The organism is Candidatus Nitrotoga sp. AM1P (assembly GCF_013168275.1).
In the GTDB taxonomy this organism is placed as follows: domain Bacteria; phylum Pseudomonadota; class Gammaproteobacteria; order Burkholderiales; family Gallionellaceae; genus Nitrotoga.
Window position 1 is genome coordinate 1,029,692 of the sequence record NZ_AP019547.1, and the last position, 17,202, is coordinate 1,046,893.

Genomic DNA, 17,202 nt, shown 5'->3' on the forward strand with positions numbered 1-17,202 from the left:
GACTCCCAAAATTTATACGACCTGCAACCATTAAATCATTTGTCTCCCAAGCCAACCCTGAACTGACTGACGCTGCCTTGCCAAACCTTTGCCCAGGTTTCGCCACAGACTACGGTAACCTTTAAATCCGAAGATGGCGATTTCTTTGAAGCTCTGTAGTGGGCGATCCGCGCCCTGCTCGTCCGACCAATTGCTCCAGGCATCGGCTCGAGCAAAAGTACACCGAACCAGATTTGCTTCCTGCTCTATGCTCAAATTGTCGAACTGAACACCAAGCTTTTTGCCATGACTGGCAATTACCCTTGCTGGAAAGGCGAATTCCACCTCGCCATGCCAAAGTGAAACCCAAACCCGTTCTTTCACCGGCAATGCTAATTCGCGATCAAGCAATAGACCAAGGCCAGTCATGGAATAGTCTTCGGTGCGACACATTTTGGTACTCCCATCCGTAAAATGCAGTGCCACCAGCAAATTGGCAGATACTCGGTGGGATACTCGCACCTGTCTGGCTTCAGTGGCGACGCCAATAGCTGCACCCAATATCAGGAGGTTGTAAATTGTCCAGGTCAGGTTGAGCAACACCGTGCCCATTTCAAAAGTGTTCCAGAAAAAAAGCCGTCCCAGACCGATGGTCAACCCGACAATATTAAGGACAGCTAGCACAATATACGGCTTGGAAATAGCCCAGTCGAAGAAAGAGTGCTCGATCAAGCCTCCTTTAGCTGTGACATTGAATTTTCCGGCTTTCGGATTGAAGATGGCGACAGCTGTGGGCAGGATGATGTACCAAGCCAAAACTGATTCATATACCTCAGCCCAGAACGAGTGCCGATGTGATCCCTGGATATGTGCATTAGCCAGATTGGCCTGCAACATATGGGGCAACACATAAAGAGCGAGCATAGCGGCCGCCGCGCTGATTATATGAACTTCAAAATAAAGATAGGTCAGAGGGGCCGTCAGAAAAATAAGACGCGGAATGCCGTAGAAAAAATGCAGCATCGCGTTGCTGTAGCAGATGCGTTGAAAGAAGCTCAGCCCCTTACCCAGGAATGGATTGTCGATTCTGAAAATCTGCGCCATACCCCGTGCCCAGCGAATACGCTGCCCGATGTGGCTAGAGAGGCTTTCGGTAGCCAGCCCTGCTGCCAGGGGAATATTAATATAGGCGGTGGTGTAACCAAGCCGGTGAAGTTTCAGGGCGGTGTGAGCATCTTCGGTCACCGTTTCCACGGCAACCCCTCCCACCTCTTCGAGTGGCCCTCTACGCAACACCGCACAAGAGCCACAAAAAAAGGTGGCATTCCAGAAATCATTGCCGTCCTGGATCAAGCCATAGAACAAGGCGCCTTCGTTGGGGACACGACGGAAAGTGCCGAGATTACGCTCAAAGGTGTCAGGAGAAAAAAAGTGATGGGGCGTTTGCAGCATGGCGCAACGCTTATCCTTGAAAAACCAGCCCATTGTAGACCGCAGAAAGGAATTAGTAGGTAGATGGTCGCAGTCAAAAATAGCCACGTATTCACCGTGGGTCAATTTTAGTGCATGGTTCAGATTACCCGCCTTAGAATGGGCGTTGTCGGGTCGAATGATGTAGCCCACGCCAGCTTCCTTGGCAAAGCGGCGAAATTCATCCCGCCGCCCATCGTCAAGAATATAAATATTGAGCTTATCACTGGGCCAGTCTATCCCCTTAGCTGCAAGAACCGTCGGTTCCAACACCTTGAGCGGTTCGTTGTAGGTGGGAATGAAGACATCAACACTGGGCCACAAGGAAGTATCCAATGGCAGGCTCAAGGTGTGCCGCTTGAGCGGCCAGGCATTCTGAATATAGCCGAGCAGAAGAACCAGCCAAGTGTATATCTCCGCAAGGAGCAAACCGATGGCAAGAAAAGTCTCCCAGCCGGAATCCAACGGAATGGTCTGGGTCAATCGCCACCAGCCGTAACGACATGAAGCGAGCACTGAAAGGGCGATCAGTATCAGAGCGGGCAGATTACCGGGAATACGCCGTACAAACAGTGCAGCTCCCCACAAGCAAACAAGGAATAAAAACTGTCCAAACCAGGTAAAGGGAGTGGTGACTACCAGCCAGAAAAAGAATGTTGAAAACAGAACCAGTAACCACAGTAGCCAAGGTTTTCGAAAAGACGGTGTCTCCAGCCAGCCCTCCAAGCGGCGACCAACTGCCTCGTGGTTCACTGCCGGCAGAAAAGAAAGTAGCCGCTGCCAAAGCCAGCTCAGGGCTCGCACGCCTGCCAGTACAATCCACTCCACTGTTAAAAACAACAGGCCGATAGTGTCAACCGACAAGGTTAGAAAGGTACGCCAGAAAGAGGTTTCAGTACGCGCGGCGTGGCCCGAAGGAAAAACAAATAAATACAGCAACCACTGCCAGACACTACGCTTGTCAACCACACCCAGTTTCTCAGCTAGCCAGTCCAGCGGATCAAGGCGCGATCTAATCTCCGAATGAGCCAATTCAGTCAACTCATCAGCATGCGGCAACCAGAACAGTCGCTTCAGCCATAGGCTTGGTTGGTCTGGTTGAGACACACCTAAATGACGAGCAACCCAGAGGACAACAGGACGTATCAAACTTGCGCCCTTCCGTCGAGGCTGCTTGCGGGCCCAGCAAGTAGCCAGTTGAGCAGGCCGTTCAAATCATGAGCGACCAGAGAATCCGGACTTAAGCTTTGTAAGTTCGTTCGATTTGCGACAGCACGTGGAATCGCTTCATCCCGATGTACGGGATAAGGAGATAGTCGCATTTGTAAAGTCGACCGAAATCGTGCCAATAGATCACTTTGCAGCGCCCGAGTGCTATCCAAACTATTTACCACATAGATGAGCTGACTCCCTGGAGCGCACCGGGATAGCGTATTTTCCACCACTGGTAACAAAGCCAGGGAGCGAACATCTGGCGCCAGCACAGCAAGCACCAGATCCGCTGCAACTACAGCCTGGCGTGCATAGAGAGACGGCAGGCGGGGCGTATCCATTAATAGAAAAGCTCCTGACGGATAATCAACCTGAGCGATACATTTCTTGAGCCATTCGGGTTCTGCACGCAGATGTTGCTCAAAAGTGACCAGGCTAGCTTCATTAGCTCGGCCAAATGGCAAACAAGCCACTTCATTTGCATTGACAAGCGCACTCTTGCCAAACTCTTTCCTTGTTAAAAAATCTGGCAGCAGCCCGCTTAGACTAGCTTCATCACTACCGAGTAGAGTGGATAATAAATTTTGGGGATCAAAGTCCAAAGCCAGGGCCGCAATTTCGCGCTGGGCAAGTAAGGTGGCCAGGCTGGCCGTCAGGGTGGATCGACCTACCCCGCCTGCAGCTGAAACAATGGCAATCTTGAACATGAATCAGTCCCTCACAGCAGGCACCCGTTGGGTGTGACTTGGCTTATAGGGCACTATGCAACGCAAATGCCGACGCAAGAACAGGCGCCGTAGCAGCCGGTACTTCAGTACATAATAGGCAACTACAGCTAACAGTACGCCTGAAAGGAGAGATAAAATAAAATTTTTAAGCATTATCTAAAGAATTTGTTCAGACAAAGTAGAAAGCATGTCCGTCGTTGCACGCCGCGGCAGGGGAAAAGGTCGCATGGTACGGTGCTTGCCCACTGGGTGCTCAGTGGTTTCAACCAATGAAGACGGTGAAATCTGCCTCACCTGCTTCTGGAGGCCAGTTGTTGCGATCGAGCGCTTGATTTTGTCTTCCCGAATCGGCAAATCAAATTGCAGTACTGATGAATAATCGTACATAGGCGAGTTTTCGTTGTCTCGCCGCAACTGACCGATGGACTCCCAGATCAACTCTGGTGTCGGCTCAATAATATGGGAAGAAAACAGCTCCGTCACGGGCACGGAAAAAAAACGATCGAGAGTCGAATCCACATCCGACTCTCGACAAGCAAACAAAAACAGATAAATACTATTCTGATCAGCAGTAAAAATATCGCCAAGTCTTCTTGCCTGGCAAGCCTGAAGAGCATCCAGTTGTGCCACCCTGGAAAGAATGGGAAGGCGTACCAGGCTATGGCCCAGATCAATACGTTCTGAACGCTTGAGCATTGCCGCCACTTCGCGACAAAAGGTGGACGGCGATAGGTAGCCGGCAATCCGGTTCGGCTCAGCGGCCTGCACGGCAAGAAGATATTCATTCTCAACCGGGCGGCTGAATATCTGGTCAGACATGCCATTTATAACCTGCACTACGCGAGAGAATGGAATTTCCTTGTACACCATCAAGTTGGTCCCCAAATGCAGGAGCATCAACTCGTTGTTGTAACGAAGCTTATTGGTAGTCTCTCGCACAACAATTTTCAGGGAACGGGGGTGGGACGAGCGCATACGATGAACAAATCGCGATAGCACTTCAAACTCCTGGTCACCATCCGCATGCAACAGGATAGTAGCGGCGACCGCATTATCACAAACCGCTTCCATATCAGACAGATTACTTACCACTGTCCATTCTGCGGGCACACCTTTGACACCCGCCACGGTAGCTGCTGTCGCTATGACTCGCCCCTGGTCAGGCGCATAAAAAACCACCTGTTCTCTAGCATCCATTTCAGAGCCATCTAAACTCAGAGACTTATCCTGTGCAGACAATTTCAAGCCAAATTGCCGATGCACACTCTTACCCTGCCCCGCCCACCGTTCAACAGTTAACAAACCACCACCGCAATCCGCATCCAATACGGCGAGATTGGGCACAAGCTCCGGCAAGGCTCGCAGCAATGGCAAAAAACCGTGAGCTCCTTTAATATCTTTAATTATTAGCAGAATAGGCGCATGATGATCCGCTGCCCAAGCTTTCCAGGCTTGCCACTGTTTGATAAATAGATCTTGGTTCTGCCAATCAAAAATCGCCTGACCCTCCTGAACCAGCAAAGTGTGCTGCGCTGTCACGCCACAAACACCAATCTCATCAAAGAAGCGATTAGCACCCTGTCGTCCGATGATCTCGGCACAATCATCGGTCACACGGAAAAAAATAAGTACTCCAGGATTGCCTTTATCGGAGGTATCAAGACTGCGGGCAAACTGATCCATAAATTTCTGGCCAGACTCTCCCGATGCCAATATGGCCAACGGCCCTGCCTGTCTGAAATTGCGTGCTGACGAAAGTGCACAACACTGTCCTAGCGCCTCGTCCCGCACCAGCAAAACACTTGCCAGGCCGGCGCCGCAAAGGCCCACATCAGCAGGTAGACCAAGCACTCCCAGATGGGTCTGATTGATCGTGGCTTCCCTCAGAGTATTGTCTTTACGCAATAAGCGCATGATCGAAGACACAAATCGCCCGAGCATATTTATCATTACCTAAGAGACCACAAAATCATGGCCCAAATCAAAATGGCATTCATTAGTGCCAACAAAACGGCAGCGCTGCCCATGTCCTTTGCCCTCTTGGCCAATGGATGGATATCCAGTGATACCCGATCTACATTGGCTTCAATGGCCGAGTTAATCATTTCCACTACCAATACCAGCATAACGCTGGCCACCAACAACACCCGCTGGGTCACGTCCACCGGCACCATGAAGGCCACGGGCACAAGAACGATGGCGAGAATAACTTCCTGACGAAAAGCGGCCTCATCTTGCCATGCAAGTAGTAGTCCAGACAGGGAATAGCTCAGGGCATTCACCAGCCGGCGTAACCCGGAAGCTTTGTGAGGGTTCAGATTTGTCATGTTTACGAATTTCACACTGTAGATTCAATTTCGAAGTAAAACACTCGATAGTCTAATGCATCGTTTTTAATAGAATGATTATTTCCTCATTAATCTCGAGATAGAACCCGCTCACGATGTTGTTACACATAACACCAAGACTATATTGCATATTTGCAGAACATTGCACTTTACTAAGCTCATTCACCACACACTCAATCTGTCCAGCATTTGCCAATCATTAAGCACTGTCAACAAGTATAGACAAACAACCAATTAAGGGGACCGCTACAAATCACACGAACGCCATCCGTTTAAATTTTGCCTATTCATACCGACCGTATTTCTTGCGCATTTGATCTATCGTAGCTTCCTTAAAAAATTATCGGTCAATTTAATCAAAGCTTGAGACAACGTCTAGAGCAGACCATCACATAGATTAATCAGCATATCTAGTCCAAATATTCCATACATAAAGATGAAGCAAACTAGCATTCATGGCAACGGCAGATACCATTTCTCAGGAAATTGAATCACTCTACAGTAATCATCATGGTTGGCTGTGTGGGTGGTTGCGCAAAAAATTGGAGGCACACTGTGACGCGGTTGATTTTGCACACGACACTTTCCTGCGTATTCTTACGTCACGCGACCTATTTTGTATCCGCGAACCGCGCGCTTACCTCGCCACGGTTGCAGGCGGATTAGTCGCACATCATTATCGTCGGCGTGCCATTGAAACAGCCTATCTTGATGCACTGACCAGCTTGCCAGAACCGGAAACTCCTTCTCCAGAATACAGCGCTATTCTGTTGGAAACATTAATCGAGATTGATCAATTGCTCGACAATTTGCCCCTGAAAGCACGCCGAGCGTTCTTGCTGGCGCAACTCGAAGGTTTGACTTATGCGGAAATTGCTCAGCAATTGGGTGTGTCCGTCAGCATGATTAAACAATATATGCTGCGTGCTACACAGCAATGTTATTTTTCACTCTCGTTCTGAACTATGGCCACCAAGAATCCTATTGGTTCTGCTGCTATGCCTAAACAAGCGACTACTTTTGCGGAGGGTGGATTACCATTTAACCCCCGTATTGCCCAGCAAGCATCAGAATGGCTAGTCTTGCTAATTTCCGGTACTGCCACAGATAAAGATCGCCATGCATGGGAGAAGTGGCGCAACGCTGACCCAGAGCATGGTCGTGCTTGGCGCCACATTGAAAATATCAACCAGCGCCTTCAGTGCATACCAACTGATATTGTCTTCAAAACATTGGCTCCCAATGTTCTGCAAGGTCGCCGTCGCTTAATTAAGGCACTAACTGTATTGCTCATGGCTAGTGGAACGGGCTTGCTCGTCCGACAGACAACACCTTGGCGTGAATGGACTGCCGACTATCGAACCGGCACCGGTGAGCAGCGTAAACTTACGTTGGTAGACGGCACGCTCATTGTGCTCAATACCATTAGCGCCATTGATGTGGATTACAGCGACACGATAAGATTAATACAGCTGCGCACTGGTGAAATGTTTATTACCACAGCTCGAGATAAGCCAGCAGCAACATTGATGCGACCCTTCGTTGTTGAAACCGCAGAAGGCACAGTGCGTGCACTCGGCACACGTTTCGTTGTACGACAAGAAGACGGCCGTAGCCATGTGGCCGTCTATGAAGGCGCGGTTGAAATTGCACCTTTCGATGCCAGCGATCAAAAGATCGTCGTGCCAGCCGGACAAGCACTTAGCTTTACCCGTCAAACCAGAGATACCTTTTTATCGGCTGATGAAAATTCTATCGCCTGGACCGAAGGCATGATCGTCGCCGAAAAAATACGCTTGGGCGACTTTATCGACAGCCTGCGCCGTTATCGAAATGGATACCTGATCTGCGATCCAGCAGCTGCGAATCTGCTCGTTTCCGGCGTTTTTCCATTGAAAAATACGGACAGCGTCTTGGCATCGCTCACTGATTCGCTGCCAGTCAGTATTCATTATCGAACCAGATTTTGGGTGACTGTGGTACACAAGTAACAAATCTCCCTCATAAAAAATTATTTTAAATAATTACTGTCCTTTTTTCAGTTTCAAGTGGCCTACCAAATAAGCCACTGCTAACAGCAGTGCACACGTTAGTAACACTTACAAAACTTGGAAAGAGGCAACAACGGGAATCCGGAAAAATCGAGGCAAGCAATACAACAATGTCAGGAACATATCAGTATTGACGCTCACACAGCGTTTACGCGCTATTCATACCATGTTTTATGGCTTAGCCACATTAGCCAGCATGACAATGGCAACACCATTCGCCTATGCAGCGGATACTGCGCAGATCCAGCCAGCACTCAAACACTATGACGTTCCTGCCGGACCGCTTGCTACCCGCTTAAATGACCTCGCCCGAACAGCGGGTGTGCTCTTGTCGCTCGATCCGGCACTCACTGAAGGCAAGCGTACCAATGGAATATCAGGTGACTATGCGCTTCCAGATGCATTTGCAAGATTATTGGCTGGTTCAGATGTTGAAGCAGTTGCGATTTCAGGTGGCCGGTACACCCTAAAAACCTTACCCGTTGTTCCGATGCAGCGGAGAGCTGAGCTCAATGCAACGACATTACCCGAAGTTAGGGTGTCGGCGGCAATGAACAATAAAGAAACTGCCTATGGCCCATTAACGGGTTATGTTGCCAAGCGTAGCGCTACGGCAACCAAGACCGACACCCCGATTATCGAAATACCGCAATCAATCTCCGTGATTACCCGTGACGAACTTGACGACCGCGGCGTTCAAGGGATGACGGAAGCATTACGATATATCCCTGGCGTAGTCGTCGACAATTTTGGATACGAACCCAGAGGCTTCGAGTATCTCCTTATGCGTGGCTTCAATAGAACCAATTCAGCCAATTTCCGGGACAGCCTACACCAGCTAACAGAAGGGCTGTTCTACTCGTCTTTATCTTAGCGAACCCTATGGAATTGAACGAATTGAGGTGATGCGCGGCCCAAGTTCTATTATGTTTAGCAAAGGCGATGCAGGGGTGGTTGTGAATCGTGTCAGCAAGCTTCCCAGCCGGGACGCCATGCGCGAGATCGAAGTGCGAGTCGGCAACTTTAACCACAAGCAAATCAATGCTGACCTGGGTGGAACACTCAATAAGGACGGGATACTGCTTTATCGCATTGTCGGCCTCGGGCTGGATACAGACACGCAAATCAAATACGCTAATGGAGAGCGCCCTTCCATTGAACGACAATATCTGGCACCTTCCTTGACATGGCACCCCTCAGCCGACACATCAATTACGCTACTTGCGGATATGCTAAAAAACACGACCGGAGCCTCTCCCTTTTATCTGGTTGCCCCAAATGGAGTATTAACCCGCACGATGGCCGCTGATCCTAGTTTTGTGAAATATAAACAGAATCAGGGTTCTATTGGCTACAAAGTCGAACACCATTTCAATGATACCTGGACGATCCGGCAAAATTTTCGTCATGCGCAAACTAGTGTCAAGGTGAAGGAGGTTAATGCAGTCGATTTCCTTGAGGACGGCCAGATACTACTCCGCTCCGCAACATCAACTAAAGAACGAGTTAAACAGACACTTATTGATACCCAGTTACAGGCTAAGTTACGTACCGGAACAGCGGAACACACTATGCTGTTCGGGGTCGGCGCCAACCGCGCCGATCTGACTCTCAACGCACTCACCAGTGATATAACCCCTACACTGAACGTATTTTCCCCTACATACAATCAGACGATACCCGATCCTGACATATTGGCCGCGAATAGAAAACAAAGGGTTCAGCAGCTTGGTTTCTACCTTCAGGATCAGGTTAAATTTAATCAGCGCTGGATTCTTACGTTGGGTGGACGTCAGGACAGGGTAAAAACTGTTCATAACGATGTCCCGCAGGGCATCGCAGAAACATCGAAACAAAATGCGTTTAGCGGCCGTACGGGGTTAACCTACCTCGCGTCCAATGGCTTGGCACCTTACATAAGCTACGCAGAATCTTTCGTACCCCAAGTCTCTTCAACATTTGACGGTAGACTTCTTGATCCAAGTCGCGGCCGGCAATATGAAATTGGAATTAAATATCAACCGAAAAACAGTAATAGTCTATATACAGCTGCAATATTTGACCTGACCAAAACGAATGTTGCAACGCCAGATCTGAATCCTGAACACCTGGTGCTTAATCCTTTTGCCAGCATTCAGACGGGGACAATTCGATCGCGCGGACTGGAACTGGAAGCGCGGACCGAACTTACCCGTAACCTGAACGCTATTGGAGCCTTCACTTACAACGATGTTGAAGTAACCAAAAGCAACGATGTTGATTTAGGTAAAGTTCCACCGCGGGTACCTAAAACAACGGCCTCACTCTGGCTGGACTATAAGCCGTCTGGACCCGCTTGGCAGGGATTTTGTTTCGGTAGCGGCGTTCGATATACCGATAGCCGCTTTAACGACCCTACCAATACCTCGTCCTTACCTTCGTTTACTTTGTTTGATGCGGGAGTTCGCTACGAATCAGGCCATTGGCGCTATGCCCTGAATGCCGCGAACCTGTTCAACAAAGAATACACCTCTACGAGAAATACCTTTACCCATTTTCTGGGCACACAGAGAGCTGTGATAGCTAGCGTGAAATATCGGTGGTAAATCAGATCCGTTCTCGAAAGGAAAGAATAAAGAGTTTCATAATCTGTTCAGAAACTTTTTATTTGATCTTTGAATATTTAAGGATGTCCTAATGCGCTCAGTCTTCGTTCATTTACATCGCTGGCTCGGCCTGATCATTGCTGGTTTTTTATTCATTTCCGGCATTACTGGCGCAATCATCTCCTGGGATCATGAACTTGACGAGTTACTGAATCCACACCTCACCGAGGTGCAAAGTCGGGGACAGGCAATCCCTCCACTGGAAATAGCCAGACGCATTGAAGCCGCCAATCCTCATGCGTGGGTTACTTTCATTCCTTTATTAACACAAGATGGCGAATCAGCAACCTTTGGTATTTCCCCTGTTAGCGCAAAGTAGTAATGTCCGCTTTCTCCCAAATAGAAACCTGATTAGTTACGTGCCTCAGTTGGGTGTAATTTTTTACGTACAGGCTCATGTGGTGAGCCACTGGTGGGCGAATAATAGGCGCATCTACCGAAGGAGATGCGTCATGGCAATGAACCGAGTTCAGTTTCAAAGGGTCTGTCGATGTCTGAGTTTCTGAAGCAGTACGGGAGGATAGAGCAATGTCACGCGGCGCTGTTGGCGTCGCGCTGGCCAGAGGGCTTTGTCTGCCCGCATTGCGGAGAAACCCATCACAGCACCTTCATCCACGACGGCAGGCAGCACTGGCAGTGCCAAGCGTGCCGCTACCAGACGATGGTCACTGCCGGTACGATCTTCCAAGCGACTAAGCTGCCGCTGACGCTCTGGTTTCTGGCGATGCACTTGCTGACCCAAGCGAAAAACAATGTTGCCGCGCTGGAACTCATGCGCCATCTGGGTGTGAGCTACAAGACCGCCTGGCTGATGAAACTCAAGCTGCTGCAAGTCATGACTGAGCGTGAATCCTCCCGCGTCCTCGAAGGGCGAGTCGAAATTGACGACTCCTACCTGGGCGGCGAGCGCCCGGGTAAGCGCGGTCGAGGTTCCGAAAACAAAGCCTCCTTCGTTGCGGCTGTGCAGACTACAGAGGACGGCAAGCCGGTCGTAGCCTGCTTCGTCCACATTCCGTTCACCAGGAAAGCCATCGAAGCTTGGACCCAGAAGGTGCTGGCGCCTTCCGCTCAAGTGCTGTCCGACGGATTGGGATGTTTTCGGGGTGTCGCTGCCAGCGGCGCTACGCACTCCGCCATTATTATGAACGGGGGCACGGGTCGGGAAGCGGCACAACACCCGGCATTCCGCGCCGTGAATACCGTGCTGGGCAACCTGAAAACAGCTATCAGTGGAACCTACCATGCTTTTGACTTCCGTCAATACGCAGACCGTTACCTGGCCGAGGTTCAGTACTGTTTTAACCGCCGCTTCGATCTTGGCACCATCCTCAAGCGCCTCGTTCGCGCTGCGGCGAGTACAACCCCATGCCCTGAAGCTGCCATTCGGGCGGCTGAGGCATGTAACTAATCAGGTTTATCTTTCAAAGCGGCAATAACTATGTAGTGCATTCTATGCTCCGTTGCTATTAGCAGATGCAATACACCATTCAATATTTTATTATTGATTGAGAAACGGAATTAATAACAGTGACGGATATATTGAAAATGGACAAACTCATGAGCCAACGAGAAGTGAAACAAGCACAGGTATTGGAGCTGTTGAAAGAGGATAAAATCAGCCAACAAGAGGCGTCGAAGCGACTGGGTATCACTACCCGCCAAGTGCGCCGCCTGACCAAACGTTATCAGACGGCGGGCTTGGTCAGCAAGAAGCGTGGTAGAGCCTCAAACCGGCGGCTGGATGAAGCCATTCGCGCTCAAGTCATTGATCTCATCGGGGCACGCACTACCGGGATGTCGTGCCGACACTGGCTTGCGAAAAACTTGCCGAGTTGCATGGCATTAAGCTCTCTGTCGAGAGTACGCGCCAGATGATGATCCAAGCGGGCTATTGGCGCCCCAAGAAAGGTGGCGCAGATTGCACGTTGCTGGTATTCATTGACGATGCCACCGGACGATTAACACAGTTGCGCTTTGCGCCGACCGAAACCACGCTGGGCTATATGCATGTGCTGCACGACCACATTCTGGCGCACGGACTGCCTGTGGCGCTCTACAGCGACAAACACAGCATCTTCCGCATCAACGCCAAAGAGGCCGATCCTGAGGCCGAAACACAATTTTCGCGGGCGGCACGGAATGTATTCACGCTCACAGCCCGCAAGCCAAAGGGCGTGTGGAGCGCGTTAATCAGACTTTACAAGACAGGCTGATCAAGGAAATGCGACTGGCGGGCATCAACGACATGGACAGCGCAAACACTTGGTTGCCAGGCTACATCAAGGACTTCAACAGGCGTTTTGCAGTCGTATCCAAAGACACGTTTGACGCGCATTTGGCCTATCCAGGCACACGGGCCTCCTTGCTGCGCACCCTGTCAGTTCATGTGGCAAAAACGCTTTCGAAAAACCTATCTTGCCCGCATGAAAACCAGCTGCTACAAGTCGCCACCACCGGGACAGGGCTGGGATTGCAGGGAGCACAAGGGTACGATACACGAGTACTTTGACGGAAGCCAAGAACTGCTCTGGAAGAAGCGCAAACTGACCTATGGCGTGATGGACAAACCGCAGCAACAGTCACCCGTAGCAGACGGAAAATCGGTCAATGCACAAATGGCTAAGCAGTGGCGCGACGCAACACGGGACACAAACCCGCACCGAATCATCCCTGGAGAAACAGGCCCGTCGGCAAGTCCGCCCACAACGGGCAACGCGCTACGACGTAGCAAAGAAAAAACAGGAAAACCGGACATTTCTACTTTGCACAAAACCGGACATTTCTATTTAGCGTTGACAGCTGCTCCTACTTCGATCTTGTCGAGATAGTCCGCCCACTGCTGCATGATGCCGCGCCGCTCTTCAAAGTAAGTGGTGCGGACGTATGCCGCCACAGTCTGATTCACAAGCGCGTGAGATAGCATCGCCTCCAATACTTCCCAGCGATGCCCCATATCACCCAGTATTGAGCGAGCAAGACCTCTAAAACCGTGTCCGGTCATCTTGCCTTTGTAGCCAATGGTTTCGATGATCTTCAACACGGTATTTTCGCTGATAACCCGCCCGGCACTGTTTTGATTTGGGAATACAAATTCTCCTTGCCCCGTAATTGGATACAGTTCACGCAGGATTGCCACGGCTTGTGCGCATAGCGGCACTACATGGGGATTGCGCTTGCCTTTTTACCCTTGCGACCTGTTTGTTCTTCTGGAATTACCCAGCATCCTGCATCAAGGTCAAAGTCCGCCCACTTGGAAAAGCGCACTTCACTGATACGGGTGGTGGTCAACATCAGCAGGCGCAATGCGGCTATGGCAATCGGTGAAACTTTGTCCAAGTCCCGATAAGCGGTGACTGCACGCAGAAACTCAGGTAATTCAGCAGTTGGTATGCAGGCGAAATGTTCCACCTTAGGGCGGTCTGCCAATGCCATGCGAATTTCCGCCGGGTTGTATTTAGCCCGCCCTATGGCGATTGCATACTTGAATACTGCGCCAATGGTTTGAAGCAAGCGATCCCTTGTCTCGAATGTACCGTTCGCCTCTACTGCCCGCATGATGCCAACTAATTCCATCGGCTCAATATCGGTAATAGGGCGATCACCTATAACGGGCAATGCGTACTTCTCCAAATTGCCTAGCCACTGTTTCGCGTGTCCCTCTGTCCACATCGGGGATTTAATCTTGTGAAATTCAGCGGCTAGAATTGAAAAGCTATTAGCGGAAACCTGCAATGCTTTTCGTTTTTCCTGCTTTGTCGCCTGCTTGATTGCGCTAGGATCAGCATCGTTCGCTAGTAGCTTGCGTGCCTGCTCGCGCCGATCCCGTGCATCCACTAGGCTCACCTCTGGATATACGCCTAACGACAAGGTTTTTTGCTTGCCACCAAAGCGATAGGCCATTTGCCAATACTTGCCGCCATTAGGGTGTATCAGCAAATACAGGCCGCTGCCGTCAGATAGCTTTTGCTGCTTATCCGTTGCCTTCTCTTTTTTAACCTCAAGCTCTGTTAGTGCCATGATCTCCACTCCTGCATGTTGGTAAATAAATTATCGTGTTGGTAAAAGAGTATTTTTTACCAACAAACAATGCAAGCTTGCGTGAGATTGGCTGCTACAGCCTGAGCGTAAAAAAACCCGCAAAAGCCATATGCCATGCGGATTTTAGAGATTATGTAAGACGGGATGATAACGAGTTCTGGCGGAAGCTGTGAGATTCGAACTCACGGAACATTGCTGTTCGGCAGTTTTCAAGACTGCTGGTTTAAACCACTCACCCAAGCTTCCAAATTTGAATACTAACCAAGCATGCGATTGTGCTACAGCCTAACTAAACAACGCATGTTGAAGTTACGCACACCTACAAGTGGGCGCATGATACCTGAAATCCTTTACTAATTTAAAGTCACTTTTCAACTATTACACATTAATCAATACAAACATTGCAACTTTTCTCCTGCTTCGATACTCTTACGTATGTTGTTAATACATCTTCTGGAGAAAATACCATGCAATACCAAACCATTTCGCAACCAGGCACGCTAGGGCTGGAACAAAACAAAGTCCTGCGCAACACTTACATGATGCTGGCTCTCACCATGGCGCCTACTATCATGGGAGCCTTTATCGGCGCATCTACTAACTTCTCGTTCATGGCGCAGAATCCCATCATGGCTCCGCTGCTGATGTTCGCCGTAATGATAGGTATGCTATTCGCTGTCTCTGCGTTGCGCAACAGCGTATGGGGCATTGCCATGCTGCTGGGCTTCACTTTTGTTGCAGGTGTTTTCCTTGGGCCAATTCTGCAACATGCCCTGCATCTGCGAAATGGCACGCAACTTGTAGGCATGGCTGCTGGTGGAACTGGACTGATTTTCTTTAGCTTGGCGACCATCGCTTCTGTTACCAAAAAAGATTTCAGCTTTATGGGGAAATTTCTGTTCATTGGCTTAGTTTTGCTGGTAGTCGCTTCACTGGCCAATATCTTTTTTGCCATTCCAGCTTTATCGCTAACCATCTCGGCTATTGCCGTGATGCTCTTCTCGGCTTACATTCTTTACGATATTAGCCAGATCATACATGGCGGTGAAACTAACTATGTAATGGCAACCATGTCGCTGTACTTAAATATTTATAATATTTTCGTCAACCTGCTAAGTCTGCTGATGGCCTTTACTGGTGAACGTGATTAAAGCCAATGACCTTAACTCGAAAAAGGCGGCGCAAGCCGCTTTTTTTATGCACCCGGCAGGGCGCACTTACTTGAGGTGAAAATCCTCTTCAATTTTTCTGAATGAAGCAGATATCATGACACAGCATTTCATGGCTTATTGTCATGCCAGAAGCATTTGGAGCTTGGGTTGTGTTCTTGTTTTAGGTTAGAATTCATTCCATTTTGTAATCTAGGTATAGGAATCCGTGGCATTAATTGTTCAGAAATATGGTGGGACTTCGGTGGGCAGTCCGGAACGCATTAAAAATGTAGTGCGTCGCGTAGCAAAATACAAAGCACTCGGACATCAATTGGTCGTTGTGGTTTCCGCTATGAGTGGTGAGACCAATCGACTTATCGGGTTGGCGAAAGAAATGCAAGCTCAGCCTGACCCACGTGAGCTTGATATGGTGGTTTCTACCGGCGAGCAGGTGACCGTTGGATTATTGTCGATGGGGCTGATTCAAGAAGGACTGAAGGCTAGAAGCTATACGGGGGCGCAAGTCAAGATTATCACCGACAGCGCATTCACCAAAGCACGTATTCTTAGTATAGACGAGCAAAACATTCGCGCCGATTTAGCTAACGGGTACGTGGTTGTAGTGGCTGGATTTCAAGGCGTAGACAAAGAGGGGAACATTACCACCTTGGGACGGGGCGGCTCCGATACTACTGGAGTGGCTATTGCCGCAGCACTTCACGCCGACGAATGCCAAATTTATACCGATGTTGATGGCGTATACACGACCGATCCTCGCGTGGTGCCGGAAGCACGCCGCCTCAAGACCATTACCTTCGAGGAGATGCTAGAAATGGCCAGCCTCGGCTCCAAGGTATTGCAGATTCGCGCGGTAGAATTTGCCGGGAAATACAAGGTTAAGTTGCGCGTGCTTTCAAGCTTCGAGGAAGAAGGCGATGGTACGTTAATTACTTTTGAGGAAGACGATAAGATGGAACAGGCGATTATTTCAGGTATAGCCTTCAACCGTGACGAAGCCAAAATCACCGTTCGGGGTGTACCGGATAAACCGGGCATTGCTTACCAGATACTAGGGCCCATAAGTGAGGCCAATGTTGACGTGGACATGATCATTCAGAACGTCGGTGTGGATGATTCCACCGATTTTTCCTTTACCGTGCATCGCAATGAATTCGATAAGGCGATGGATATTCTAAAAAACAAAGTACAAAATCACATTGGTGCACGAAATGTAGTGGGTGACAATAAAACTGCCAAAGTATCGGTAGTTGGAGTTGGAATGCGTTCACACGTCGGTATCGCCAGCAAAATGTTTCGTACTTTAGCGGAAGAGGGAATTAATATTCAGATGATTTCCACTTCGGAAATTAAAATCTCTGTTGTTATTGATGAAAAATACTTGGAGCTAGCTGTGCGTGTGCTTCATAAAGCATTCGATTTGGACTTGGAGTCCGCATAACCGCGAGTGTGTCTGTTGTAATGAATTGATATCTACTTCCTGATTAGTCGGGCATTGTGCCGACCATACAGGTATGGTCTACCCTCGCGGGGGCAACACTGCTTAGGACGGGCGCTCGATA

The 17,202-nt window shown here is 49.5% G+C and carries 13 protein-coding genes, 1 tRNA gene and 2 pseudogenes; 9 read left to right on the top strand and 7 right to left on the bottom strand.

Annotated features, from left to right (window positions below):
* Positions 1–30: 30 nt before the first annotated feature.
* The 4 genes from bcsA to W01_RS04565 all read right to left on the bottom strand — a co-directional run bounded on the left by bcsA (position 31) and on the right by W01_RS04565 (position 5,716).
* Positions 31–2,598 (bottom strand): UDP-forming cellulose synthase catalytic subunit, encoded by a 2,568-nt coding sequence (bcsA, locus tag W01_RS04550; RefSeq protein WP_198421348.1) that lies wholly within the window; start codon positions 2,596–2,598, stop codon positions 31–33.
* Positions 2,595–3,368, bottom strand: a complete 774-nt coding sequence (gene bcsQ / locus W01_RS04555; protein WP_173052468.1) for a cellulose biosynthesis protein BcsQ — start codon at positions 3,366–3,368, stop codon at positions 2,595–2,597. The genes bcsA and bcsQ overlap by 4 nt, the downstream gene beginning before the upstream one ends.
* A gap of 177 nt (positions 3,369–3,545) precedes the next feature.
* Positions 3,546–5,330 (bottom strand): cellulose biosynthesis protein BcsE, encoded by a 1,785-nt coding sequence (gene bcsE, locus W01_RS04560; protein WP_173052470.1) that lies wholly within the window; start codon positions 5,328–5,330, stop codon positions 3,546–3,548.
* Between the two features lie 8 nt (positions 5,331–5,338).
* Positions 5,339–5,716: a diacylglycerol kinase gene (locus W01_RS04565; RefSeq protein WP_173052472.1), complete on the bottom strand. Its 378-nt coding sequence runs from the start codon at positions 5,714–5,716 to the stop codon at positions 5,339–5,341.
* Positions 5,717–6,192: 476 nt separating this feature from the next.
* Here W01_RS04565 and W01_RS04570 point away from each other — a divergent pair, with 476 nt between their 5' ends.
* From W01_RS04570 to W01_RS04600, 7 genes and pseudogenes are all read left to right on the top strand, one after another.
* On the top strand, positions 6,193–6,699 hold the full coding sequence (locus W01_RS04570) for a sigma-70 family RNA polymerase sigma factor (RefSeq protein WP_173052474.1): 507 nt from the start codon (positions 6,193–6,195) through the stop codon (positions 6,697–6,699).
* A 3-nt stretch (positions 6,700–6,702) separates the two neighbouring features.
* Entirely contained in the window at positions 6,703–7,728 is a 1,026-nt protein-coding gene (locus W01_RS04575; RefSeq protein WP_173052476.1) for a FecR domain-containing protein, read from the top strand.
* 190 nt (positions 7,729–7,918) lie between these two features.
* Positions 7,919–8,662: an STN domain-containing protein gene (locus W01_RS04580; RefSeq protein ID WP_173052478.1), complete on the top strand. Its 744-nt coding sequence runs from the start codon at positions 7,919–7,921 to the stop codon at positions 8,660–8,662.
* 52 nt (positions 8,663–8,714) lie between these two features.
* Positions 8,715–10,373, top strand: coding sequence for a TonB-dependent siderophore receptor (locus W01_RS04585; RefSeq protein WP_242007037.1), 1,659 nt, complete (start codon positions 8,715–8,717; stop codon positions 10,371–10,373).
* Positions 10,374–10,464: 91 nt separating this feature from the next.
* On the top strand, positions 10,465–10,752 hold the full coding sequence (locus tag W01_RS04590; protein ID WP_173052481.1) for a PepSY-associated TM helix domain-containing protein: 288 nt from the start codon (positions 10,465–10,467) through the stop codon (positions 10,750–10,752).
* 133 nt (positions 10,753–10,885) lie between these two features.
* A pseudogene (locus W01_RS04595) lies at positions 10,886–11,841 on the top strand (IS1595 family transposase).
* A 149-nt stretch (positions 11,842–11,990) separates the two neighbouring features.
* Positions 11,991–13,161: pseudogene (locus tag W01_RS04600) on the top strand (helix-turn-helix domain-containing protein).
* Between the two features lie 54 nt (positions 13,162–13,215).
* Here W01_RS04600 and W01_RS04605 read toward each other — a convergent pair.
* From W01_RS04605 to W01_RS04615, 3 genes are all read right to left on the bottom strand, one after another.
* Positions 13,216–13,569, bottom strand: coding sequence for a tyrosine-type recombinase/integrase (locus W01_RS04605; RefSeq protein ID WP_173052485.1), 354 nt, complete (start codon positions 13,567–13,569; stop codon positions 13,216–13,218).
* Between the two features lie 20 nt (positions 13,570–13,589).
* A complete protein-coding gene (locus tag W01_RS04610; protein WP_173052487.1) occupies positions 13,590–14,450 on the bottom strand; it encodes a tyrosine-type recombinase/integrase in 861 nt (286 codons plus the stop codon).
* Between the two features lie 179 nt (positions 14,451–14,629).
* Positions 14,630–14,717 (bottom strand) — tRNA-Ser (locus tag W01_RS04615).
* Positions 14,718–14,938: 221 nt separating this feature from the next.
* Between W01_RS04615 and W01_RS04620 the strand changes: the two genes are divergently transcribed.
* Positions 14,939–15,622 (top strand): Bax inhibitor-1/YccA family protein, encoded by a 684-nt coding sequence (locus W01_RS04620; RefSeq protein ID WP_173052488.1) that lies wholly within the window; start codon positions 14,939–14,941, stop codon positions 15,620–15,622.
* Between the two features lie 226 nt (positions 15,623–15,848).
* Positions 15,849–17,081 (top strand): aspartate kinase, encoded by a 1,233-nt coding sequence (locus tag W01_RS04625; protein WP_173052490.1) that lies wholly within the window; start codon positions 15,849–15,851, stop codon positions 17,079–17,081.
* Positions 17,082–17,202 lie beyond the last annotated feature (121 nt).

Coding starts and splice junctions, on each gene's coding strand:
- W01_RS04585 (WP_242007037.1), top strand. CDS start 8,715: ATGTTTAGCAAAGGCGATGCAGGGGTGGTTGTGAATCGTGTCAGCAAG.
- bcsQ (WP_173052468.1), bottom strand. CDS start 3,368: ATGTTCAAGATTGCCATTGTTTCAGCTGCAGGCGGGGTAGGTCGATCC.
- W01_RS04575 (WP_173052476.1), top strand. CDS start 6,703: ATGGCCACCAAGAATCCTATTGGTTCTGCTGCTATGCCTAAACAAGCG.
- bcsE (WP_173052470.1), bottom strand. CDS start 5,330: ATGCTCGGGCGATTTGTGTCTTCGATCATGCGCTTATTGCGTAAAGAC.
- W01_RS04590 (WP_173052481.1), top strand. CDS start 10,465: ATGCGCTCAGTCTTCGTTCATTTACATCGCTGGCTCGGCCTGATCATT.
- W01_RS04610 (WP_173052487.1), bottom strand. CDS start 14,450: ATGGCACTAACAGAGCTTGAGGTTAAAAAAGAGAAGGCAACGGATAAG.
- W01_RS04565 (WP_173052472.1), bottom strand. CDS start 5,716: ATGACAAATCTGAACCCTCACAAAGCTTCCGGGTTACGCCGGCTGGTG.
- W01_RS04620 (WP_173052488.1), top strand. CDS start 14,939: ATGCAATACCAAACCATTTCGCAACCAGGCACGCTAGGGCTGGAACAA.
- W01_RS04570 (WP_173052474.1), top strand. CDS start 6,193: ATGGCAACGGCAGATACCATTTCTCAGGAAATTGAATCACTCTACAGT.